The sequence below is a fragment of the Streptomyces sp. 63XJN7_1_ISO-PGPR-S23-121 genome, assembly GCF_056173025.1.
In genome coordinates, this window is the sequence record NZ_CM149653.1 from 7,764,499 (window position 1) to 7,786,375 (window position 21,877).

18 protein-coding genes and 3 tRNA genes are annotated in these 21,877 nt (G+C 74.4%); 8 read left to right on the plus strand and 13 right to left on the minus strand.

Annotation, left to right across the window (positions count from 1 at the left end):
• Positions 1 to 66: 66 nt before the first annotated feature.
• Together AC0VYN_RS34770 and AC0VYN_RS34775 are read right to left on the minus strand one after the other, a co-directional pair.
• Positions 67 to 139 (minus strand) — tRNA-Arg (locus AC0VYN_RS34770).
• A 213-nt stretch (positions 140 to 352) separates the two neighbouring features.
• Positions 353 to 443: transfer RNA gene (locus tag AC0VYN_RS34775), tRNA-Ser, on the minus strand.
• 167 nt (positions 444 to 610) lie between these two features.
• Here AC0VYN_RS34775 and AC0VYN_RS34780 point away from each other — a divergent pair.
• A complete protein-coding gene (locus tag AC0VYN_RS34780) occupies positions 611 to 1,108 on the plus strand; it encodes an SSI family serine proteinase inhibitor (RefSeq protein WP_475534167.1) in 498 nt (165 codons plus the stop codon).
• 177 nt (positions 1,109 to 1,285) lie between these two features.
• The gene (locus AC0VYN_RS34785) at positions 1,286 to 5,626 is read left to right on the plus strand and encodes a hybrid sensor histidine kinase/response regulator (RefSeq protein WP_475534168.1); all 4,341 of its coding nucleotides are present in this window, start codon (positions 1,286 to 1,288) and stop codon (positions 5,624 to 5,626) included.
• A 7-nt stretch (positions 5,627 to 5,633) separates the two neighbouring features.
• Here AC0VYN_RS34785 and AC0VYN_RS34790 read toward each other — a convergent pair whose 3' ends face one another.
• Positions 5,634 to 6,212, minus strand: coding sequence for a TetR/AcrR family transcriptional regulator (locus tag AC0VYN_RS34790; protein ID WP_386919781.1), 579 nt, complete (start codon positions 6,210 to 6,212; stop codon positions 5,634 to 5,636).
• A 131-nt stretch (positions 6,213 to 6,343) separates the two neighbouring features.
• On the opposite strand from AC0VYN_RS34790, the gene AC0VYN_RS34795 reads away from it, so the two are divergent.
• Positions 6,344 to 7,564 carry an MFS transporter gene (locus AC0VYN_RS34795; protein ID WP_475534169.1) on the plus strand — a complete coding sequence of 407 codons (1,221 nt, stop codon included), beginning with the start codon at positions 6,344 to 6,346 and terminating at the stop codon, positions 7,562 to 7,564.
• A gap of 107 nt (positions 7,565 to 7,671) precedes the next feature.
• Here the strand turns inward: AC0VYN_RS34795 and AC0VYN_RS34800 are convergent, their stop codons facing one another.
• The 3 genes from AC0VYN_RS34800 to AC0VYN_RS34810 all read right to left on the minus strand — a co-directional run bounded on the left by AC0VYN_RS34800 (position 7,672) and on the right by AC0VYN_RS34810 (position 10,650).
• Complete coding sequence (locus tag AC0VYN_RS34800; RefSeq protein WP_385470391.1) at positions 7,672 to 9,348, minus strand: long-chain fatty acid--CoA ligase; 1,677 nt, start codon at positions 9,346 to 9,348, stop codon at positions 7,672 to 7,674.
• Positions 9,349 to 9,476: 128 nt separating this feature from the next.
• A complete protein-coding gene (locus AC0VYN_RS34805) occupies positions 9,477 to 10,034 on the minus strand; it encodes a SigE family RNA polymerase sigma factor (RefSeq protein WP_475534170.1) in 558 nt (185 codons plus the stop codon).
• Between the two features lie 289 nt (positions 10,035 to 10,323).
• The gene (locus tag AC0VYN_RS34810) at positions 10,324 to 10,650 is read right to left on the minus strand and encodes a hypothetical protein (protein WP_385470395.1); all 327 of its coding nucleotides are present in this window, start codon (positions 10,648 to 10,650) and stop codon (positions 10,324 to 10,326) included.
• A gap of 372 nt (positions 10,651 to 11,022) precedes the next feature.
• On the opposite strand from AC0VYN_RS34810, the gene AC0VYN_RS34815 reads away from it, so the two are divergent.
• Positions 11,023 to 11,889 (plus strand): bifunctional DNA primase/polymerase, encoded by an 867-nt coding sequence (locus AC0VYN_RS34815; protein ID WP_475534171.1) that lies wholly within the window; start codon positions 11,023 to 11,025, stop codon positions 11,887 to 11,889.
• 18 nt (positions 11,890 to 11,907) lie between these two features.
• Here AC0VYN_RS34815 and AC0VYN_RS34820 read toward each other — a convergent pair whose 3' ends face one another.
• The 4 genes from AC0VYN_RS34820 to AC0VYN_RS34835 all read right to left on the minus strand — a co-directional run bounded on the left by AC0VYN_RS34820 (position 11,908) and on the right by AC0VYN_RS34835 (position 15,143).
• Positions 11,908 to 12,939: a DUF4232 domain-containing protein gene (locus AC0VYN_RS34820; protein ID WP_475534172.1), complete on the minus strand. Its 1,032-nt coding sequence runs from the start codon at positions 12,937 to 12,939 to the stop codon at positions 11,908 to 11,910.
• A gap of 67 nt (positions 12,940 to 13,006) precedes the next feature.
• Positions 13,007 to 13,402 (minus strand): hypothetical protein, encoded by a 396-nt coding sequence (locus AC0VYN_RS34825; RefSeq protein WP_475534173.1) that lies wholly within the window; start codon positions 13,400 to 13,402, stop codon positions 13,007 to 13,009.
• A 136-nt stretch (positions 13,403 to 13,538) separates the two neighbouring features.
• A tRNA-Ser gene (locus AC0VYN_RS34830) sits at positions 13,539 to 13,623 on the minus strand.
• A 62-nt stretch (positions 13,624 to 13,685) separates the two neighbouring features.
• Entirely contained in the window at positions 13,686 to 15,143 is a 1,458-nt protein-coding gene (locus AC0VYN_RS34835) for a S1C family serine protease (protein ID WP_475534174.1), read from the minus strand.
• Between the two features lie 274 nt (positions 15,144 to 15,417).
• Between AC0VYN_RS34835 and AC0VYN_RS34840 the strand changes: the two genes are divergently transcribed.
• Positions 15,418 to 16,245 carry a glycerophosphodiester phosphodiesterase gene (locus tag AC0VYN_RS34840; RefSeq protein ID WP_475534175.1) on the plus strand — a complete coding sequence of 276 codons (828 nt, stop codon included), beginning with the start codon at positions 15,418 to 15,420 and terminating at the stop codon, positions 16,243 to 16,245.
• 132 nt (positions 16,246 to 16,377) lie between these two features.
• Here AC0VYN_RS34840 and AC0VYN_RS34845 read toward each other — a convergent pair whose 3' ends face one another.
• Entirely contained in the window at positions 16,378 to 16,503 is a 126-nt protein-coding gene (locus AC0VYN_RS34845; RefSeq protein ID WP_385470410.1) for a hypothetical protein, read from the minus strand.
• Here AC0VYN_RS34845 and AC0VYN_RS34850 point away from each other — a divergent pair.
• Together AC0VYN_RS34850 and AC0VYN_RS34855 are read left to right on the plus strand one after the other, a co-directional pair.
• Positions 16,460 to 17,011, plus strand: coding sequence for an ATP-binding protein (locus tag AC0VYN_RS34850; RefSeq protein WP_475534176.1), 552 nt, complete (start codon positions 16,460 to 16,462; stop codon positions 17,009 to 17,011). The genes AC0VYN_RS34845 and AC0VYN_RS34850 overlap by 44 nt on opposite strands.
• 232 nt (positions 17,012 to 17,243) lie before the next feature.
• On the plus strand, positions 17,244 to 18,209 hold the full coding sequence (locus AC0VYN_RS34855; protein ID WP_475534177.1) for a DUF5926 family protein: 966 nt from the start codon (positions 17,244 to 17,246) through the stop codon (positions 18,207 to 18,209).
• Positions 18,210 to 18,465: 256 nt separating this feature from the next.
• On the opposite strand, the gene AC0VYN_RS34860 is transcribed toward AC0VYN_RS34855, so the two are convergent.
• Positions 18,466 to 19,110: a hypothetical protein gene (locus AC0VYN_RS34860; RefSeq protein WP_475534178.1), complete on the minus strand. Its 645-nt coding sequence runs from the start codon at positions 19,108 to 19,110 to the stop codon at positions 18,466 to 18,468.
• Between the two features lie 56 nt (positions 19,111 to 19,166).
• Positions 19,167 to 19,832 (minus strand): bifunctional DNA primase/polymerase, encoded by a 666-nt coding sequence (locus AC0VYN_RS34865; protein ID WP_385472865.1) that lies wholly within the window; start codon positions 19,830 to 19,832, stop codon positions 19,167 to 19,169.
• Between the two features lie 618 nt (positions 19,833 to 20,450).
• On the opposite strand from AC0VYN_RS34865, the gene AC0VYN_RS34870 reads away from it, so the two are divergent.
• A complete protein-coding gene (locus AC0VYN_RS34870; protein ID WP_475534179.1) occupies positions 20,451 to 21,860 on the plus strand; it encodes a PP2C family protein-serine/threonine phosphatase in 1,410 nt (469 codons plus the stop codon).
• Positions 21,861 to 21,877 lie beyond the last annotated feature (17 nt).

Sequence of the window (21,877 nt, forward strand, 5' to 3'; positions counted from 1 at the left end):
GGCAGCGCCGCTGCCCGAAGTGAAAACGACGAAGGCCCCGGATCGCTCCGGGGCCTTCGTCCTGTGTGCACTCGGCAGGATTCGAACCTGCAACCTTCTGATCCGTAGTCAGATGCTCTATCCGTTAAGCTACGAGTGCTTGTATTTTTCTGTTTTCCCGCCGCTCCCGGTCCTTTCGGCCCCGCTCGCGGCGACAGGAAGAACATTACATGACTGCCGCCGTCATGTGAAATCCGATTGCCACACCCCTTGTGACCTGCGGAAACGCCACCACAGGCACGACGGAGCGCCGACCGGACCCGGACGACGACGAAGCCCCGGCCGTCAGGGCCGGGGCTTCGTCGGTCAACTGCGGAGGCGGAGGGATTTGAACCCTCGATGGGCTTTAAGACCCAAACCGCATTAGCAGTGCGGCGCCATAGACCGGACTAGGCGACGCCTCCAGACAACATCACCTCTCGCGTGCGAGCGCGGGTGGTGCGTGCCGATGATGACACAGATGAGCGCGCTGTCACCAATCGACGTCCACGGTACTAGGCAGGCGGGCCGCAGGGCAAAGCCCTTGGGCGTGGTCGCGCAACGTCCGGCCGGACGGGGCGTTAGTCAGGTCATGCTGCTGATCACCCGACCCCTCGCCGCCCGCCTCCTCGGCGCGGCCGCCGTGTCCGTCGCCGCCTTCGTCTCCCTGGCCGCCGCACCCGCGGCCGCGTCCGCCGGCACCGGCACCGGCACGCTGATGCCACCGCCGGTCCGCGACGAGGACCGGGCCGGCGACCACCTGACGGTCACCGTCCGGGACGCCGGGGCGGGCGCGGACGGGACGTACGAGCTGTACTGCCACCCCGGCGGCGGCAGCCACCCCGACCCGGCCGGCGCCTGCGCCGTGCTCGACCGGGACACGCGCTGGGGACGGGACACCTTCGCGGCGGTCCCGGAGGGCAGCGTCTGCACCCTGCAGTACGGCGGACCGGCCACCGCGCACGTCACCGGCACCTGGGCCGGGCGCCCCGTCGACGCGCGCTACGACCGCGGCAACGGCTGCCAGGTCTCCCGCTGGGACCGCATGGTGCCCCTGCTGCCCGATCTGCGGGCGCCCGCGGGGGCGTAGCCGGGCCCGGGGCGGTACCCGGTCACACGTTCTACTTCACTTCCTCGTGCGACCTCCCTGCCATCCCGACCCGCCGACCGGGCCCAGCGCATAGACTCCCTCGCGTGACACGCTGCGGGCCGATTGGCAAGATGGCCCAGGCGGTCGGCAAGTGCGGTAACAGGAGGGAAGCGTCTCGTGAGCAGCAGGCCATCCCGAGGCGCTGCTCGCCTCGCAGCCATACTGGACGCCCTGCCCGACGCGTTGGTCCTGGTCAACGCCAACGGCACCGTCGTCAACGCGAACACCATCGCGCTGGAGGCCTTCGAGGCGCCGGGCACCGCCCTGGTCGGGCGCGGGCTGCTGGACCTGCTGCCGCAGTTCGACTCGCGGCTGATCCCCGGGTCCATGCGGCGGCCGGACCACATCGACCCGCGCGCGCGCACCAAGCCGACGCGGATGGTCGCCCGGCGCACGGACGGCACCGAGTTCCCCGTCGAGGTCGCCAGCGCCAACCTCGAGAACGGGCAGCAGGCCTACGACGGCTACGGCTACACCGGCGACGAGCTGCTGATGCTCGTCGTCCGCGACCTCACCGGCACCGTCGACACCGAGGCCGAGCTGGCGCGTTCGCAGCGGCAGACCGAGATGATCCTGCGGGCCGCCTCCGAGGGCGTCGTCGGCACGGACACCGACGGGCGCATCGTCCTCGTCAATCCGGCCGCCGCCCAGATCCTGGGCTACCGGGCCAGCGACCTCGGCGGCCGTGAGCTGCACACCCTCGTCCTGCACTCGCGTGCCGACGGCTCCCCCTTCCCGTACGACGAGTCCCCGCTCGCCGACACCCTGCGCTCCGGGCGCAAGCACCGGGTGCGCGGGCAGGCGCTGTACTCCAAGAGCGGCGACAAGCTGCCGGTCGACCTGACGACCGCGCCCGTGCGCGACGGCGACCAGCTCGTCGGCGCCGTGATGACCTTCACCGACCGGCGGCCGTACGACGCCCTCGTCAAGGAGCACGAGGAGGCGGAGCAGCGGCACGCCGAGGAGCTGGAGCGGCTCTCCGAGGAGCACGGTTCCGAGCTGACCGCGCTGCGTCAGCAGCACGTGACCGAGCTGGAGGAACTGCGCGAGAAGCACGCGGAGGAACTCGCCGCGAACGAGGACCGCTACGCCGCGCTCGGCGAGCGGGAGAAGGACCGGTACGAGGCGCTCGCCGCCCGGCACGAACAGCTGCTCACCCTCCTCGGGACCTCCCTGCGGGGGCCGCTGGAGGAGCTGCGCCAGGAGCTGGCCGCGCTCGCCGCCGACGACGCGGGCCAACTGTGGCCCGAGGCGAACCAGGTGCTCCACCACCTGTCGGCCGGCTACACGCGGATCACGACCCTCATCGACAACGTCCTCGGGTACCAGCGCCTCGACGTCGGGAACGAGAGCGTCTCCCGTACGAAGGTGATGCTGGACGCCGTCGTCGCCTCCGGTGTCGACGGGGCCGTCGAGCTGATCGGTCCGGGACGGGTGCAGTTCGCCGTGCACGCGCCGCCCATCGAGGCCGAGGTCGACCCCCGGTTGCTGGCGACCGCGCTGGCGCATCTCGTCGCGGACGTCGCGGGCGTCGACGCGACCGGCAACACGCCGGTGTCGGCGGGCGGTTACCTGGACAACACCGTCGTCGTGGCGGCGGCGCAGCGCGGCGAGGTCGTGCGGATCGAGGTGCGCGGGCCGTACGCCGGGGGAGACCCGGTGCACGAGCCGATCGTGCGCGGGATCGTCCGGGCGCACGGCGGTGTGCTGCAGACGCACGAGGTGCCGGGCATGAGCGGCAGCGCCTACGTCCTGGAGGTGCCGATCGGGGGCGGGGCGGGTGCCGTCGCGGTCGCCCCGGCCGCCGAGGCGCCGGCCACCGCGGACGTGGCACCGGACACGCCGGCCACTCAGGAGGGTCCCGCCGCCGGCGGGCGGCGACGGGCCCGTCGGGCTTCCGTCGACGCCTTCCTGGAGAGCGAGGTCGAGGGCCCGTCAGCCGAGGGTGCCGACGGCGCCGCCGGCCCCGAGGCGGAGAACGGCACGCCCACCGGGCGGCGCAGGCGGCGGGCGGCCGGGGAACCGGCGCCGGCTCCCGTCGCGCTTCCGGCCCAGGCGGCCCCGGCCGACGGTTCCGGCGGTACCGGACGAAGGCGGGGACGGCCCGCGGAGGGCGGGGGCGCCGACGGGGACGGCCCCGGGCCCGAGGCGTCCGCCGGTGTGTCCGAGGGTGCCGTCGTCATGGCCGCCGAGCATGCCGCGGGCGCCGCGGCCTCCAACACCGGTCTGGGCGGGACCGTACCGCCGCAGGGCGTGCCCGCGTCCCCGCAGGGCGTGCCCGGCGGTCCGCAGGCCCTGCCCGCGCCCGCCGGACGGCGTGCCCGGCGGGCCGGGGACGAGCAACACGCGCTGCCCCCCGCGCTGCCCGCGCAGGCCGGCGAGCCGGATCCGGACGACGCGTCGCGGCCGACCGGACGCCGGCGGCGCGCGCTGGCCTCCGCGAACGAGCGTGCCGCCGCGCAGGAGGCGGCGCCGCGCCAGGTGTTCGCCCTGCCGCCCGCCGAGGCCGACCGGCCGTCCGACGACGCGCCGGAGGCGACCGGCCCCGCGGCCGCCGCGAACGCCGGGCAGGCCGCCCAGGTGCCGGGCCCGGCCGTGTCCGGCGACGCGCTGATCGACGCCGGCCGGCACGACGCCGTGCCGCACGACCAGGCCGACGACCACACTCCGCCGCAGCCGCACCCGACCGAGGCACCGACGGGACGCCGCCGCCGGGCGGTCGCCGCACCGCCGGCACAGACGGCGCAGGCGCCAGGCATTCCCGTCCAGGGCGGTCCGGTGCAGGGTGCGCCCGTGCAGGGTGCCCCCGTGCCCGGGCAGGGTGCCGTGGTGCCCCCGCAGGGTGCCGCCACCGGTCGGGGCGCGCCCGCGCCGGAGGCCACGCGTGAGCCGGCCGCCCCCGCCGCACCGGCCCAGCCCGCCGGACCCGCCCAGCCCGCCGCCCCCGCCGAAGGCGACGAGGTCATCGCGGCCGAGGCCGCCGGGCCCCCTGCCGGTGCACAGGCCGCCACGTCCGCCCCTGCCCCCGCCCCGCAGCCGTGGCCCGCGGTCGCCGTGCCGCCGGCTGCCCCCGTGCCGCCCGGCGGCACGCCCCCCTCGCCCGCCCCGTCGGGCGCCACCGACACGCCCGCCCCCGTGCCCGCCCCCGTGCCCGCTCCCGTGCTCGCGCCGGCCGTCCCGGTCTCCACGCCGAGCCGGGGCACCCCGCTGCCGCCGGAGAACGCGCCGCGCGTGGCCCAGCCGCTGCCCGCGGAGGCCTCCGCCCCGGCCGACCCGAACTCCACCCAGGGACGGGCCATCAGCGTGCGGACGCTCGGCCAGGGCGTGCCGTTCAACCGGCAGGCGCTCCAGGTGCAGCAGACGTCGGCCACGCCACCGCCGCACCAGCCGGGCGGCTCCGGCCGGCGCCGCAAGCTGGGCACCCCGCCCGACCCGGCGGCCGCGGCCCGCCCGGAGCAGGCGGCCCGCCCGCATCCGGCGGCGGACCAGCCGGCCGTGCCCGCACAGCCGAAGGCCCCCTCCCCGCACACGCAGACGCAGACGCAGGAGCAGCCGTCGCCGGCCGGCGGACAGCCCCGGCGCGCCCCGACGACCGAGGGCGCCGGACGGTCGTACGCCATAGGGGCGCCGGACCGGAACGCCGCCGAGGGGCCCGAACCGCTGGACGGGCCCGGCGGAGCCGTGGAGGTGGCCGACCCGCCGCGTCCGCAGCCGATGGACGACGAACTCCCCCCGGAGCCGCTGGACAACCCGCGCCGGCTGCTGGTGTGGCCCGCGCCGGACGTCTCCACCCAGCAGGCGCTCAGTGACCGCGGCTACCGGCCGGTGATCGTGCACTCGCGCGAGGAGGTCGACGCGCAGATCGCGGCGTTCCCCGCCGCGCTGTTCGTGGACCCGCTGACCGGGCCGATCACGCGTACGGCGCTCCAGTCGCTGCGGCAGGCGGCGGTGGCGGCCGAGGTGCCGGTGCTGGTCACGGCCGGGCTCGGGCAGGCGTCGCGCGACGCCGCCTACGGCGCCGACCCCGCCGTGCTGCTCAAGGCGCTCGCGCCCCGGGACAGCGAGCAGCATCCGCCGCGCGTCCTGCTGATCGAGGAGCACGCGGAGATCGCGCTGGCGCTGACCTCGACGCTGGAGCGGCGGGGCATGCAGGTGGCGCGGGCGGCGAGTGACGCCGACGCGGTGACGCTGGCGGGCCAGTTCCGGCCGAACCTGGTCGTGATGGACCTGATGCGGGTGCACCGGCGCCAGGAGGGCTTCGCCGGGATCATCGACTGGCTGCGCGCGAACGGGCAGCTCAACCGCACCCCGCTCGTCGTCTACACCGCCGCCGTCGACCAGGCCGACCTGCCGCGGCTGGCGTCCGGGGAGACCGTGCTGTTCCTGGCGGAGCGGTCCACCAGCGGCGAGGTGCAGTCCCGGATCGTCGAGCTGCTCGCGCGGATCGGGACCAACTGACGCCGCGCTAGCCGGAGACGATCCTGCGCGCCGCCTGCTTGATCGAGGCGCGCAGGCGGTCGGCGTCCGTGCCGTCGCCGCCCACCAGGATGCGTTTCATCTGGGGCACGACGGTCGCCCAGTTGGCCAGGGCGACCAGCAGGAACAGCAGGTCGGGGGCCGGGATGGCGTCGGTGATCACGCCGCGCTCCTGGCCGTCCCGCACGGCGGCGACCTTGCGGGCGTAGTGGGCCTGGCGTTCGGCCTCGTGGGGCAGTTCGGCGGCGCCGTACTCCATGCCCTCCCAGAAGAGCAGGCGCAGCAGCTCGGGGTGGGCGGCGTGGTAGTCCAGCAGGCGGTCGATCCAGCCCTCGATGTCGTCCGGGTCGACCGGGACGGAGATCGCGAGGTCGAGCATCTTCTTCTCGAGGACGGACGCGAACAGCTCGCCCTTGCTGCCGTAGTAGGCGTAGATGAGCTGCTTGTTGGCCTTGGCCTCGGCCGCGATGCGGTCGATGCGGGCGCCGGCGATGCCGTGGCGGGCGAACTCGGCGACCGCCGCCTCGAAGATCCGTGCCTTGGTGGCCTCGGGGTCTCTTGCTGCCATGGGGACAGGGTAGCGGGACGGTGGCGGTAACCAACCGTTTGGTTGACAGGATCGGGGAATGCCGAGCAGACTCCGGGAGTTCCTTCCAACCAACCAGTTAGTTGCCAGTGCTCGAAGGAGTCGCTCCGCTCATGTCGTCACCGTCAGCCACCGCCCGGACCGCGCCGGAGGAGACCCGCGTCGCGTCGCGGGAGACGCCACCCGCCTCCTCCCGCCTCCTCCTCCCGCTGATCGCCGTCTGCACCGCCGTGACGGCCGCCAACATCTACCTCGCGGCGCCGCTGCTCCCCCTCATCGCCCGCGACTTCGGCTCCACCCCGTCGGCGGTGGCCTGGCTCGCCTCGGTCGCGCAGTTCGGGTACGCGGCGGGCCTGCTCTTCTTCGCCCCGCTCGGGGACAGCGTGAACCGGCGGCGCCTGGTCGCCGTCCTCGCGCTGGTCGCGGCGGCCTCCCTGGTCGCCGGCGCGGTGGCGTCCGGGACCGGTGCGCTCGCGGCCGCCGTCCTCGTCGCCTCGGCCGCGACCGTCGTCCCGCAGCTACTGGTCCCGCTGGTCGCCGAGCGCGCGCCCGCCGACCGCAGGGCGCGTCACGTCGCGGCCGTCATCGCGGGCCTGTTCACCGGCATCGTGGCGGCCCGGGTGCTCGGCGGACTGGCCGGACAGGCCTTCGGCTGGCGTGCCGTGTTCGTGGGGGCGGCCGTGCTGACCGCCGTCCTGGGCCTGGCGACCGCCCACGTCCTGCCCGCCGAGCGGCGCCGGCGGCAGGGCGCGCTGTTCTCGGGGCTCACCTCGCTGCCCGGCGTGGTGCGCCGCTCCCCGGACCTGTGGCGGGCGTGCGTGCGCCAGGCGGGGATGTACGGCGCCTGGAGCGCCCTGTGGACCTCGCTGGCGCTGCTCCTCACCGAGGACGGCGGCTACGGTCTCACCACGGCCGCGGCCGGCCTGTTCGGCCTGTTCGGGCTGGCGGCGAGCGTCGTCGCGCCGCTCGCGGGGGGCCTGGTCGACCGGTTCGGCGCCGCCAAGGTCGTCCGGACCGCGTATCTGCTCGCCGCCCTGTCGGTGCCGCTGTTCTGGCTGGGCGGGCAGGTGATGGCGGCCCTGTGCGCGGCGGCGGTCCTGGTGCACGCCGCCCTGGTCGCCTCCCACGTCGCCAACCAGACCGTCGCCCTGACCACCACGTCCGCCCCGGCCACCGCCAACACCGCGTACGTCGTGGCCGGCTTCGCGGGCGGCGCGCTGGCCTCGGCACTCGCGGGGCCCGCGTTCGGCCACTGGGGCTGGGGCGGGGTCTGCGCGGTGGCCGGGGCGTGGCTGGCCCTGGGGTGGTCGGCGGCGGCCGTAGGGAAGCGGTGAGCGGGGACGACCGGACCGGACCGGCGTGCGAGGCCGGCCCCGCCGGGCGGCGCGGAAGGTCCGGATGCGGGGAGACCGGGCGGGCCGTCCGGTCTCCCCGGCGGGCGTCAGAGCCGGGTGACGTCCAGGCCGCCCTCGGCGTACTGCCTGCGCAGCACCTTCTTGTCGAACTTGCCGACGCTCGTCTTCGGCACCGACTCGATGACCGTCCAGCGCTCCGGGAGCTGCCACCTGGCGATCCTGCCGTCCTCGGCGAGAAAGGTGCGCAGGGCCTCGAATCCGACGCTCGCGCCCTCCTTGAGGACGACGGTGGCCAGCGGGCGCTCGCCCCACTTGTCGTCGGGGACGGCGACGACCGCGGCCTCGGCGACGTCGGGGTGGGACATCAGGGCGTTCTCCAGCTCGACGGAGGAGATCCACTCGCCGCCGGACTTGATGACGTCCTTGGCCCGGTCGGTGAGGGTGAGGAAGCCGTCGGGGGAGATGGTGCCGACGTCGCCCGTCTTCAGCCAGCCGTCCTCGCTGAACTTGTCGGCGGGGCGCAACGGCTCGGCGCCCGGGCCGTTGTAGTAGGCGCCGGCGATCCAGTTGCCGCGGACCTCCAGCTCGCCGGCGGACTCGCCGTCCCAGGGGAGGCGCTCGCCGCCGGGACCGGTGAGGCGGGCCTCGACGCCGGCCGGGAACCGCCCCTGGGTGAGGCGGTAGGCGAACTCCTCCGGGGTGCCGACCGCGTGGGCCGGCGGCCGGGCGATCGTGCCGAGCGGCGAGGTCTCCGTCATGCCCCAGGCGTGGCAGACCCGCATCCCGAGCCGGTCGAACGCCTCCATCAGGGACGGCGGGCACGCGGAGCCGCCGATGGTGACCTGGGTGAGCGAGGAGACGTCCCGGGGCCGCGCGGTCAGCTCGGCGAGCAGGCCCTGCCAGATGGTGGGGACGGCGGCGGCGTGCGTCGGACGCTCGCCCTCGATCATCGCGGCGAGCGGCGCGGGCTGCAGGAAGCGGTCCGGCATCAGCATGTTGACGCCGGTCATGAAGGTGGCGTGCGGCAGGCCCCAGGCGTTGACGTGGAACTGCGGGACCACGACCAGGGAGGTGTCCTGGTCGGTCAGGCCCATCGACTGGGCCATGTTGACCTGCATGGAGTGCAGGTAGATCGAGCGGTGGCTGTAGACCACGCCCTTGGGGTCGCCGGTGGTGCCGGAGGTGTAGCACATGGCGGCGGCGGCCCGCTCGTCCAGCTCGGGCCAGTCGTACACGGCCGGCTTCCCGGCGATCAGGTCCTCGTACTCGTGCACCTGGACGGAGGCCCCGGCCAGCGCGGAGCGGTCGCCGGGCCCGGAGACGACGACGTGCTCGACCGTCTTCAGGTGCGGCAGCAGCGGGGCGAGCAGCGGCAGCAGCGACCCGTTGGCGATCACCACCCGGTCGGCCGCGTGGTTCACGATCCAGGCCAGCTGCTCGGCCGGGAGGCGGAGATTGAGGGTGTGGAGAACCGCGCCCATGGAGGGGATCGCGAAGTAGGCCTCGACGTGCTCGGCGTTGTTCCACATGAGGGTCGCCACGCGTTCGTCGTCGCCGACGGCGAGGTCCTCGCGCAGGGCGTGCGCCAGCCGGGCGGCGCGGGCGCCGATCTCGGCGAAGGAGCGGCGGTGCGGCTCGTCCTCACCGGTCCAGGTGGTCACCTGCGAGCTGCCGTGGATCGTCGACCCGTGGGTGAGGATCCTCGATATCAGCAGCGGTACGTCCTGCATCGTGCTCAGCACGGTGTCCTCCCGGGGCGACATTGCCTACGCGGCGGTAAGGGTTGCGCTGATTCTGCGCACATACCGCGCGGTATGTCACTACTCTCCGGTGATCGATCAGTGCCCGGTGCCCGACGGATCCGCCCGCCGCTCCGCCACAAATCCTCCCATCACCGAACAATCCCCAGCTCAGGGTCGTCACGGAGCTTGCCGAGCGCCCGGGAGACCGCCGACTTCACCGTGCCCACGGAGACGCCCAGCACTTCGGCCGTCCGGGCCTCGCTGAGGTCCTCGTAGTACCTCAGGACGACCATCGCCCGCTGCCGGTCCGGCAGCTTCATGACGGCCCGCCACATCGCGTCGCGCAGCGCCTGCCGCTCCGCCGGGTCGTCCCCGCCGGGCGCGGGCTCCGGCTCGGGCATCTCGTCGCACGCGAACTCGTCGACCTTGCGCTTGCGCCACTGCGACGTCCGGGTGTTCACCAGCGCCCGGCGCACGTAGCCGTCGAGGGCGCGGTGGTCCTCGATGCGCTCCCAGGCCACGTACGTCTTGGTGAGCGCGGTCTGCAGCAGGTCCTCCGCGTCGCTCGGGTTCGCGGTCAGCGACCGGGCGGTACGCAGCAGGACCGGCTGGCGGGCCTCCACGTACGACGAGAACGACGGGTACGGGAAGGTCTGCGTCATTGCCGTGGCGGCGTTCGAAGCGCTGGTGCAGACAAGTGCGGTCATGGCTCAACGCTATGAGCGAAGGGAGGCGCGGCGGATCGGCCGCAGGTCCCGAAGCGGAGTCCGCCTCAGGTTGTAGGGGTGGGGCCCGCCCCACCTCCTCTGGGTGGAGGTGCGCACGGAGGCCCTGGGGGTTCGCCCCTGAGGGTCCCCGGTCGGCGCGGTACCGGGCCGGGGAGGAACGCCTGGGCGGCGGTACCGGAGTACCGCCGCCCGGACGCCCTGCGACCCCATGAAGCACACCCGCACGAAGACCGGGGGGCCGGCGCCGGAGCGCCCGCGGCCCCTCAGCTCACCACCACAGCGGCGAGAAGGTGACGACCACGTTCGCGTTGCCCTGGTTGACGGTCGTGAAGGCGGAGTCCTCGACCTGCGCGGTGTTGCTCTGGTTCGAGGCGCCCGAGCCGACCGCCTGCTGCTGCGTGGTGGACGAGTTGCCGTTGTTGTCGTCGCCGACGCCGCTGCCGACGACGCCCGCGAAGGCCTCCGCGGAGGTCGCACTCGATCCGTCGTTCGCGAGGGCGCCGTTGTCCGCGGCCGCGACGCCGCCGAAGAGGGCGACGGCCAGCGGGAGCGCGGCGACGGCGGCGATGACGCGAGCGGTACGGATGCTTGCCATGTAATTCCTCCAGAACACGGTGCGCACCGGCTTTTGCCGACAACGCGAGAGATGCCTGTACTGACGAACCAGCCTGTGTGCCGGGACAGTTGGCCGACCACCCCGACGCTGTGCACGACGTCGCGTGACCAGAGTTGCCCAGCGGATCACCGGCGAACCATCCCGGAAGCACCGATTCGCCCTCAAGCGTGAGGACAAGTCGATAAACCCCTTTGGCCTCACTTGTGGCGCACCACGGGCAGCACGGACACCTCCGAACCAAGCACCACAAGAGGTGAAGCGTTCCGCCACTTTCTCCGTCCGCCGCCCCGCCCCGGCGCGCCGCATGCGGCCACTCTTCCCTTTTTCGAACGTACGTACGAACATAGAGTCATGGCCACCACCGACCGGCAGGCCACGACGCTGGCCCTCGCCCACGCCCTGTCCGCCGCCGAACGCGGACTGGCGGTCATCCCCCTGTCCCGCACGAAGCTCCCGGCCCTGCGCTCCCCCCACCGCGACGACCCGGCGCCCTCCCGCTGCCACGGCGAGTGCGGCCGCTTCGGCCACGGGGTCCACGACGCCTCCACCGACCCCGCCCGCATCCGCGCCCTCTTCGCCGCGGCGCCCTGGGCCGCGGGCTACGGCATCGCCTGCGGGCTGCCGCCGCACCACCTCATCGGTGTCGACCTGGACACGAAAGGGGACACGGACTCCTCGGCCGCCCTGCGCGAACTGGCCCTGCGCCACCTGTTCACGATCCCGCCCACGGTGGTCGTCGTGACCCCCAGCGGAGGCCGCCACCTCTGGCTGACCGGCCCGCCCGACGCCGTCGTCCCCAACTCGGCCGGCCGCCTCGCCCCCGGCATCGACATCCGCGGCGCCGGCGGCTACCTCGTCGGTCCCGGCTCCCGCACCCGGCACGGCGCCTACACCGCCGCGCCCGGCACCGCCCACCTCGCGCCGGCCGCCTGCCCGCCCGCGCTGCTGCGCCTCCTGCTCCCCCCGCCCCGCGCGCACCGGCACTCCGCCGCCGCGACCGACGCGCACGGCCGGGGTCTCGTCCAGTTCGTCCTCGCCGCGCACGAGGGCCAGCGCAACACCCGCCTCTTCTGGGCGGCCTGCCGCGCCTACGAGGACGGCATCGGCGCCGCCCTCGTGGATCCCCTGGTCGAGGCGGCCCGGGACACCGGCCTGACGGAACACGAGGCCCGCGCGACCATCGCCTCGGCGGCCCGCATGACCGGCCACCGCCCCTGACCGGAGCGCGGTGGACGTCTACGGCGCCTCGGGCGCGCTCGCGGTGTCGTCCTCGCGCCACGCGCTCACGCCCAGCTTGCCCGTGGTGCCGAGGTCGAGGCCGGGTGCCACGACCACGGGGACGGCGCCGGCCCGCTCCCGGACCCGGACGTACGGCACGGTCACCGACTCGCCGAACTCCGTGGTGTTGCGCCACATCAGGCCGGCCCTCGCCGACTCGCCCGGCCGCAGCGTCACCGGCCGGGGCGGTGCGTCGAACCCGTCCAGCAGGGCCACGCCCTCGCCGCCCGGCACGATCCGGATCCCGTCGACGGGCGCCAGCTCGTCGTCGAGCAACTGGAGCGCCGGGTAGCCCTCCAGGGAGTGCGGCCGGCTTCCGCAGTTCTCCAGGTGCAGGCCCACCACGCGCAGCCCCATGGCCGCGTCCCCGTCGTCGGCGAAGATCCGCAGCCCGGACGCCGGGCAGGTCCCCGCGGGCGCCGGCGCCTCGTCGGCGGGCACCCGCTTCACGTCGGTGATCCGCACCCGCTCCGGGGCCAGGGCGCTGTCGCCGGGCAGGTACCCGTGGTCCTCGAGGGTGCGCCGCACGGTCCGCCCCGCGCCCACGGACGCCACCGTCTCCTCGACGCCGGACATCGCCCGGCCCTGGTCATCGGTGAGGGTGAAGCCGACGGTGTACGTGAAGGCCTCGGCCTCCCGGTTGGTCACGGTGTACGCGACCACGCACGGCGACCTGCCACCCGCGCCGGGGGAACTCCCCGCCGGCAGACCCTCCGACGTGACGGACGCCCCCGGCCGCCCGTCCACCCGGACACCGGGGCCGGATCCGGCGTCCCCGCCGGCCCTCTCGGCCATACCGGCGATCCGCACCCCGTCCTTCTCCTGCCCGGCACCGGAACCGGCGTCATCACCGGCCCCGCACCGGCCCTCCGGCCCGCTCTCCTCCCCCGCCCCGGACACGGCGGTCCCGGTGCCGCAGGCACCGAGCAGGAATGCGGCGACGAGAGCACCGGAGACCGCGAGGGGCCTGCGGAGCGGGAAGATACGCATCGCCCCACCTCACCAGCCCCGCACCGCCCCGACCGTGGCGGAGGCCACACCTCCGGTCACAGCCGTGTCACAGCCCGCCCCTCCGCCGCACCGCGGCGATCAGGGCGACCAGCGCGGCGGTCACCGCGAGGCTCCCCACCATGACCATGCCCACGCCGACCACGAAGAGCCTGCTTGCGTCGTCCGACCAGTCGTAGGCGGCGGAGACGGTCAGACCGGCGGTGACCCCGGCCACAGCGCCCGCGCCGTGCCCCCGGAACGCCGCCCAGCACACCGGCACCAGCAGCGTCAGCACCAGCCCGATCACCTGCCAGGCCTCGTACGGCCCGGTGGTCGAGCCGTCGGGGTGCACGTCACGGTGCTGGTCCCACCCGAGCCACGCGGCCCACAGCCCCGCCGCCACCGCGGCGAGCCCGAGCCCCCACACCCACCGCGCGGCGTTCTTCGGTCGTCGATTCTCCATGCCCCGAGCGTCCCCGCCCGCCCACCGGCCGACCAGGGTGCCCGTACTCAGTCCCACCCGAGTACGAACACCGGGCAGCCGGCGCGCACGACGACGGCCCCCGACCGTGTCTCCGGTCGGGGGCCGTTCATCACCGCGGTGGGTGTGGGATTTGAACCCACGGTGACTCGCGCCACGACGGTTTTCAAGACCGTTCCCTTAGGCCGCTCGGGCAACCCACCCCGCGGCGGCCGTGATCGGCCGCGCGGGACCAGGGTAGCGGGTCCGTGCGGGGGCGGGCGGGTCAGTCGTCGCCGGTCTTGGAGCCGAGGGTGAGTTCGGCCGTCTGCTGCTTGCCGCCGCGCTCGTAGGTGACCGTGACCTTGTCGCCGGGCTTGTGGGTCCAGATCTCGCCGATCAGGGTCGGGCCGCTGTCGATCACCGTGTCGTCGAGCTTGGTGATGACGTCACCGGGCTTGAGGCCCGCGGCGGCGGCGGGGCCGCCCGGCTCGACGGGCTGGGAGCCGCTGACGCCCTGCTCGGTGATCTTCGCGCCGTTCGTCGTCTCCTCCAGCGAGACGGAGGCGCCGATCCTGGCGTACACCGGCTTGCCGGTCCTGATGAGCTGCTTGGCGACGAACTCCGCCTGGTTGATGGGGATGGCGAAGCCCAGACCGATCGAGCCCGCCTGGCCGGCGCCGCCGAAGCCGCCGCCCCCGCTGGTGGACTGGATCGCGGAGTTGATCCCGATGACGTTGCCCTGCGCGTCCAGCAGCGGGCCGCCGGAGTTGCCCGGGTTGATCGAGGCGTCGGTCTGCAGGGCGCTCATGTAGGACGCCTTGCTGCTCGCGCTGCCGTCACTGGAGGCCACCGGACGGTTCTTGGCGCTGATGATGCCCGTCGTCACCGTGTTGGACAGGCCGAAGGGGGCGCCGATGGCGATCGTCGAGTCGCCCACGGCCACCTTGTCCGAGTTGCCGAGGGGCAGCGGGTTCAGGTCCGACGGGGCGTTGCGGAGCTTGATGACCGCCACGTCGTAGCCCTGGGCGTGGCCGACCACCTCGGCGTCGTACTTCTTGCCGTCGGGGAAGGTCGCGCTGAGCTTGCCGCCGTCGACCGCCTCCGCCACCACGTGGTTGTTGGTGACGATGTGGCCCTGCTTGTCGAAGACGAAGCCCGTGCCGGTGCCGCCCTCGCCGTTGCTGCCCTCGGCCTGGATGGTGACCGTGCTGGGCAGCGCCTTGCCGGCCACGCCCGCGACCGTGCCCACGTCGCGCTTGACCGAGCCGCCGGTGTCCGAGGCGGAGACCGTCGTGGAGCCGGACTCGTCGTTGTTCTTGGCCAGCGTGTAGCCGAGGCCGCCGCCCAGACCGCCCGCGACCAGGGCGGCGATCAGGACCGCGGCGACCATGCCGCCGCGGCCGCGGCCGGACTTCGGCGCGGGCGGCTGGTACGAGGCTCCCCAGCCGCCACCGGAACCGTCCCCGCCTCCGCCGCCGTAGGACGCGCCGCCCGGCGGCGGGGGCGGCGGCCAGGACGCGTCGGGGGCCGACGGGCTCTGGGGCGCGGCCTGGTGCGGCCCGTGCGCGGAGGCCGCGGGTGTCTGGAAACCGCCCTGCGGTTCCGCGCCGGCGGGCGCCGGTGCCGGCGGCTGGTGCGGGTGGGGCGGCGGGGTCGGTTCGGAGGCTGCGGGAGATGCCGCCGGCACGGGAGGTGCGGGCGGGGCCGGGGGTACCGCGGTGCCCTCGTTCTCGGTGCTCACAGCTTCTCTCCTCGATCCACGACTGCTGCTCGGGCGCACTGGTCGCGCTCGGCCACGCTCACGCGGGCCGTGCCACGGCCCGGCGCGACGCGGCCGCGCATGTGATGGTGCATGTGTATGTGTAGGCCATCAGCTTTTCCCACGAGCCGTCAGAGCACCATAAGCGGATCCTGTGGGTCGCGGTCGTTCCTCATACAGGTCATCCAAGACTAAACGGGCACGAGGCGATGACTCCGACGGCACGTCTACCCGGACACGGTGGCACCATGACGCGGTGACCCACGTACGACAGCACCCGATTCAGGTCGTCGCCCACCGCGGGGCCTCGGAGGAGGCCCCCGAACACACCCTGGCCGCGTACCGGAAGGCGATCGAGGACGGGGCGGACGCCCTGGAGTGCGACGTGCGCCTCACCGCGGACGGCCACCTGGTCTGCGTCCACGACTGGCGCGTCAACCGTACGTCCAACGGCCGCGGCGCGGTCTCGGCGCTGGAGCTGGCCGATCTGGCGGCGCTGGACTTCGGTGCCCGCAGGACCCGGGAGTTCTGGCGTACGCGCGACGAGCAGCCCGAGTGGGAGCACCGGCCCGAGGACCGGGAGGAGACCTCCGTCCTCACCCTGGAGCGGCTGCTGGAGCTGGTGTCGGACGCGGGGCGGCGGGTGGAGCTGGCCATCGAGACCAAGCACCCCACGCGCTGGGCGGGACAGGTGGAGGAGCGGCTGCTGCTGCTCCTGAAGCGGTTCGGCCTCGACGCGCCCGCCTCGGCCGCCGAGTCGCCGGTGCGCGTCATGAGCTTCTCGGCCCGCTCGCTGCACCGGGTACGGGCCGCGTCGCCGACGCTGCCGACGGTCTACCTGATGCAGTTCGTCTCGCCCCGGCTGCGCGACGGGCGGCTGCCCGCCGGCGTCGGGATCGCGGGCCCCTCGATCCGCATCGTCCGCAACCATCCCGCCTACATCGAGCGGCTGAAGGCGGCCGGGCACCGGGTGCACGTGTGGACCGTGAACGAGACCGCCGACGTGGATCTCTGCGCCGGACTGGGAGTCGACGCCGTCATCACGAACCGGCCACGTGCCGTCCTGGAGCATCTCGGCCGCTGATTCGCCCGGAGGCCTTGACCCGGCGGCCTTTCTGCCCCATTCTCCGGTCTCGGCCACACCGACGAAATCAAGCCACACGACTACGGGGAGTGCTCCGGCGCGTTCGGTGCGTGTTCGACCGTGTCGAATGCGTCACTGGGCGGAGACCGGCCGGTTTCCGGTACAGGCCAGAAGGGCATCCACACCGTGGCGTGGGGCGAAGGAGGTCTCGGGGGTGGCGTTGGTGGTGGCACAGGAGGTGCCCACGTCGTCGAGCATGGCCGTTCCCCATGGCCCTGCGGGCGTGGGGAAAGCACGGCACCGGATGCGCGAGCAGCTGCGCAGCGGTGGTGTGGCGGAATCGGTCATCGACGACGCAGTACTGGTCCTTTCCGAACTGCTCAGCAATGCGTGCAAGCACGGACGTCCGCTGGGCGAGGCCCTGGCCGGGGACGGTGACGTCCGCGCCGCGTGGCAGGTGGACGCGCGCGGCCGGCTCCTCGTGGAGGTCACGGACGGCGGCGGTCCGACGCGGCCGGCCCCGGCGACACCGTCGGTCACCGCGCACGGCGGACGCGGACTGAACATCATCACGGCGCTCGCCGACGACTGGGGCGTGCGGGACGGGGCGTGCGGAGAGGTCACGGTCTGGGTCGTCGTCCACGACGACGTGCACGATCCGGACGCGGGTCACCGGCGCGACGACTTCGCCACGCGGGTCGCGGCACCGGCGGTGTCCCGGATTCCCGGACTGGGCTTCGCGGACGCGTTCGACGACGTGGGCTGACCCCGGCGGCACACGGGCCGGGCGGTGCACGGCGGGCGGTGCACGGCCGCGAGGTGCGTGCCGCCGCCGCGGGAGGCGTGCGCGCGGCCCCCTCCCGCGGGGAGGCTCCCGGCGCGGCGCGCCGGGGGAGTTGTCCACACGCGGCCCGTCGCCCACAGGGTCCCGTCGGCCGGGGGGCGAACGGCTAGGCTCGCGCCCGTACGAGTAGAGCCGTAACCGGGAGACACCCACGATGGCCAAGAAGCGACTCCAGACGAAGGCCAAGCGGCCCCAGCTCACCGACGGAGAGGTCCCGGTCGTCGGCGCCCGCGAGCCCTGCCCCTGCGGCAGCGGCCGCCGCTACAAGGCCTGCCACGGCCGCGCCGCCGCGCAGGCCACGACCGCGCTGGTGCAGCGCCCGTTCGAAGGGCTGCCCGGCGAGTGCGACTGGGTGGCGCTGCGCGAGCTGGTGCCGGCCGCCACGGCCGGGCTGACGCTGAAGGACGGCCTGCCCGAGGGCGTCCCGTCGGTCACGCTGGCCACGGTGCTGCCGATGGCCTGGCCGGCCCTGCGCCGCGACGACGGCTCGGTGCTGCTCGGCCTGCAGAACGACACGGCGTCGGGCGACATCAGCCGCGACCTCGCGGACACCCTCCAGCGGGCCCTGACCGCCGCGCCGGGAACGCCCGTGCAGGGGCGTCGCGCGCCGGCCGACGGTCCGCGGCTGCAGGACCTGCTCGCGCCCGAGGGTGCCTTCGAGCCGGTCGTGCACGAGGGCTTCGAGTTCTGGGTCCCGGACCCGGAGAACGCCACGCCGGAGGTGACCGCCTCCCTGGAGCGGGCCAACGCCGCGGCCATCCCGACCGTCCGGCTCCAGGGCGTGGACGCCGCCTACTGGTGCGAGACGCCGGAGAAGAACCACCTGCGGTGGGTCATGCCGCACGAGGAGGAGCGGCTTCTGGACGCTCTGGCCCGGCTGCACGCGGCGGGCCGGTCGAGCCTCGGCGAGGGCACCCGGCTGGTGGGCTCCTTCCGTGCTCACGGACTCACGGTGCCGGTCTGGGACCTGCCGAGCGGGGTCACCGCCGAGGACGTGGAGAAGCCCGCGGCCGAGTTCGCCGAGCGTCTCGCCGAGGCACTGGTCACGGACGCCCCGCTCACGCCCGACGAGCGCCGGGCGCGCGGCGGCCTGACCAACCGGCAGGTCACCCTCAGCTGAGGCCGCGGCCGGCGCACGGCGCCGGCCTGCCGTCCGGCTGACCGACCGGTCAGCCGGACCAGGGGCCCGGAAGAGGTGACTCCAGTCACAACTCCCCGTGGTGGCACGCCAGTCGGTGACCGGAAAACAAGAGATCGAATTTGCTAACAGCCGATCTCTTGTTACCGTTCGGATAGCCCGGTTGCTGGTGCATCCCCCGTCGCCAGCAACCGGGTCTTTCCATGTGCCGCGACAGCCGGGCGGTACGGCCGCCCCGTCAACGGGCGCTTCGCGTCGGCACGTTGCCCCCGGTGCGCAACAGCGGCGGTCCGTGACCGGCCCGGGCCGCGAACTCCGCGACCGCGCTGTAATCGGCCGGCTCGCCCCGCATCCGCGCACGGGGTGTCTCGCACATGCCCGCCGCGTCCTCGGCGCCCACGGCACAGCGCGTGCCGAGGCTGCGGCCGCCGGGTCCCAGGAGAGTCAGCACGGCTTCCAGTGCCTCGCCGGTCGCGTTGCGGTAGTAGGTCCGCGCCCAGGTCCCGGTCCCCTGCGTCACCACGCAGGTCTGCGCCTCGACCCCTTCGGGCGAGGTGAGTCCGGGGCCGCAGCGCACGGCGGTGGCCAGGCCGAGCGGCAGCGTGCCGCGGGCGGGATCGGACGCGGCCGGCACGGGGTCGCCGCCGGCCCGTGCGGGCGCCTTGCCGTCACCGCCCCGCGCGGACAGGCGTGTGCCCGGGGACCGCCCGTCCTTCCCCCCGTCGTCCGCGGGCCCCCCGGACGCCACGGCGAACGGCAGCACGACCGCGCACACCACGACGCCGGCCAGACCGTACAGACGGACCCGGCGGCCGGTCCGGTGGCGGTGCGATCCACCGTGGCGCTGCCTCGCGGCACGGTGCTCCCCAGCATGAAGCGGCATGGAGCGGACGATAACGACCCCGGGCGGGCGCCGGCCCGCGCGCGCGCCCGACACCCCTACAACTCGGGGGCGCTCACACCCGTACGGGTGAGGGCGTCGACCACCGCGTCCACCACGGCCTCCACGTCGGGCACCCAGGGCGAGGCCGAGCCGGGCAGCGGCGCGCGCTCCCAGCGGACGGCGCCCCGGCCGGTCTCCGACGGGGGCAGGGCGAGGTAGCCGCCCTCGCCGTGGAAGCGCAGGGAGCCGGGGACGAAGTCCTTGGCGTAGAGCAGCTCGCCCAGCTGCTCCATGGAGTACGGCCGGACCAGCAGCGCCCAGCGGGCCGGTGAGGCGACGACCGGGCCGAGCCGCAGGCCCGCGCGGTCCATCGCGGCCAGGGCGTGGGCGGCCGGCAGGGCGGGCAGGGAGACGGCGCACGGTGCGCTGCCCCCGGTGGCCAGGACGATCGGCGCCGTCGGCCGGTTGGTCCACCACCAGCGCACCATCCGCTCGTCGGTGGAGGCGGCGAGGAGGCCGGGGTCGAAGGGGTGCGCGCCCGGCACCGTGCACTCGGGGTCGGGGCAGCCGCAGCGCGAGCGCGCCTGCGGGTCCGGCGCCACGCCCGGGAGGACGGGCCACCGCCACTGTGTCGCATAGGTCAGGGCCGCGCCGATCAGCTCAGGCCGCCCGTCGCCCCGCCGGGACAGCAGCCTGCGTCGCCTTCCGAGGATCTCGCGCATGAGCGCTCGTTCCTTTCCGTTGCACGCCTGGCAACACCGTGGTCGTCTCACATCATGTGTCGATCACTTCGCTGTGCGTAGCTGGTGGCGCATCACACCCCTGCCGCGGGCAGGGGGACCCCTGTGGGACGGTCTTCGACTGCGTCCGCGGCGGTTCGCGTCCATACTGCGTCCATCGGAAGCATGGGCGTGGCGCGGGGTGGCGAAGTCTGGCGTTTGCCGTCCCGCGTAGTTCTCTCCGCCTCCGCCACGGGAGGATGGGGCACGGTCGTCGGTGGATAGGACGCCCGGGTCCGCCGCCAGGTTCCGGGTGGCCGCCAGCCACCCCTGGCCTTCACCGAGTACGTACCCATCACGACCGCTGTGACGCTCCGTGGAGCACCCCCAGAAGACCGCAACAAGACGTCCTCTGGGGCAGTTTCAAGCCAACTTGGCTTTTCCGCAAGGGTTCGGGCGGAAGGCCGCTCACACCCCACGGACACCAGGAATCCCGGCAGGACAATGCTGGACATCTCCTTACGAGTGCGTGTACATGTGGAGGCACTGCCGGCGGTGCAGAATGACATGGGGGTTTGCGATGCTTTTTAGCAGTAAGCACCGGTCGGAAAGCCGGACGCCATGAACGCCCCGCACCCTGCGAAAGTGGCCGGAATCGATTCAACCGTGCCGTCCCCCGCCCACACTGTCGCGCCCGCCACCGCGGGCACCTCCCCTGCCGCCCCGCCGAACGACCCGGGCACGCCTGATCCGCCGGGCGCCCTCCTGCAGGACCGGCTCGCCGGCTGGGTGTCCGACCTGACGACCCTGCACGAGCTGACCGAGCGTCTCACCCGCACGGACTCCCTCGCCGAGGCGCTCCAGGAACTGCTCCGCGCCGGTGCCGCCCTGGTGGGCGCCCGGCGCGGTCTCGTCGTCATGGAGCCGGCCGACGGGCTCGGCCCGGACAGCACCACCGGCCTCGGACTGGCCCGCGCCGACCTCGGCCACCTCGAGACGGTGCCGCGCAGCTCGCTGGCGTACGGGCGGATCCTGGAGGGCCTGCCCGTCGCCGAGGGCGGGATCGCCGAGCCCGACCTGTTCGCCGAGGAGGGCCTCGACCCGCGCCACCGCGAGGTCGCCGCCCGCCTCGGGTACGCCGCCAGCTACGCCCTTCCCCTGTCCACCGAGCGCGCCGGCCGCCTCGGGGCCGCCGTGTGGCTCTACGACGAGCCCGCCGAGCCGCGCGAGCGGATGCGCCACCTCGCCGGGCTGTACGCGCGGTACGCCGCCGAGCACCTGGCCCGGGTCCTGGAGACCGAGCGCACCCGCGCGTGCATGGCGACCATGGCGGAGGAGCTGCTGCCCTCCCGCCTGCCCCGGGTGCCCGGCGTGCGGCTCGCCGCCCGCCGCCGCACCGGCCCGCACGGCGGCGGCGACTGGTACGACGCCCTGCCGCTGCCGGACGCCGCGCTCGGCCTGGCCGTCGGCTCCGTCACCGGTTCCGGCCCCAGCGCGGTGGCCGCCACCGGACGGCTGCGCGCGTCCCTGCGGGCGTACGCCGTGATGGAGGGCGAGGACCCGGTCGCTGTCCTGTCCGACCTGGAGCTGCTGCTGCGGCTCACCGAGCCCGCCCGCTCGGCCACCGCCCTGTTCGGCTACTGCGAGCCGGCGCTGCGCCGGATCACCCTGGCCGGCGCCGGACACAGCCCGCCGCTGCTGATCGGCGAGCGGCGCACGGAGTTCGTGGAGACCTCCGTCTCCGCGCCGCTGGGCATGCTCGCCTGCTGGGAGGCGCCGAGCGTGGAGCTCCAGGCCGAGCCCGGCGAGACGGTTCTGCTCTACACCGACGGCCTGCTGCACCGCACCGGCGACCCGATCGACCGCGCCTTCGCCCGCCTGCACGCCGCGGCGGCCGGCGTACCGCGGGCCAAGCGCCACGACCCGGACGCCGTCGCCGACCACGTGCTGTGCACGGTGCTGCCCGACGGCGCGGACGAGGCGGACTCCGAGGAGGACGTGGTGCTGCTGGCGGTCCGCTTCGACCAGTGAGGGCCGGCGCACGGTGT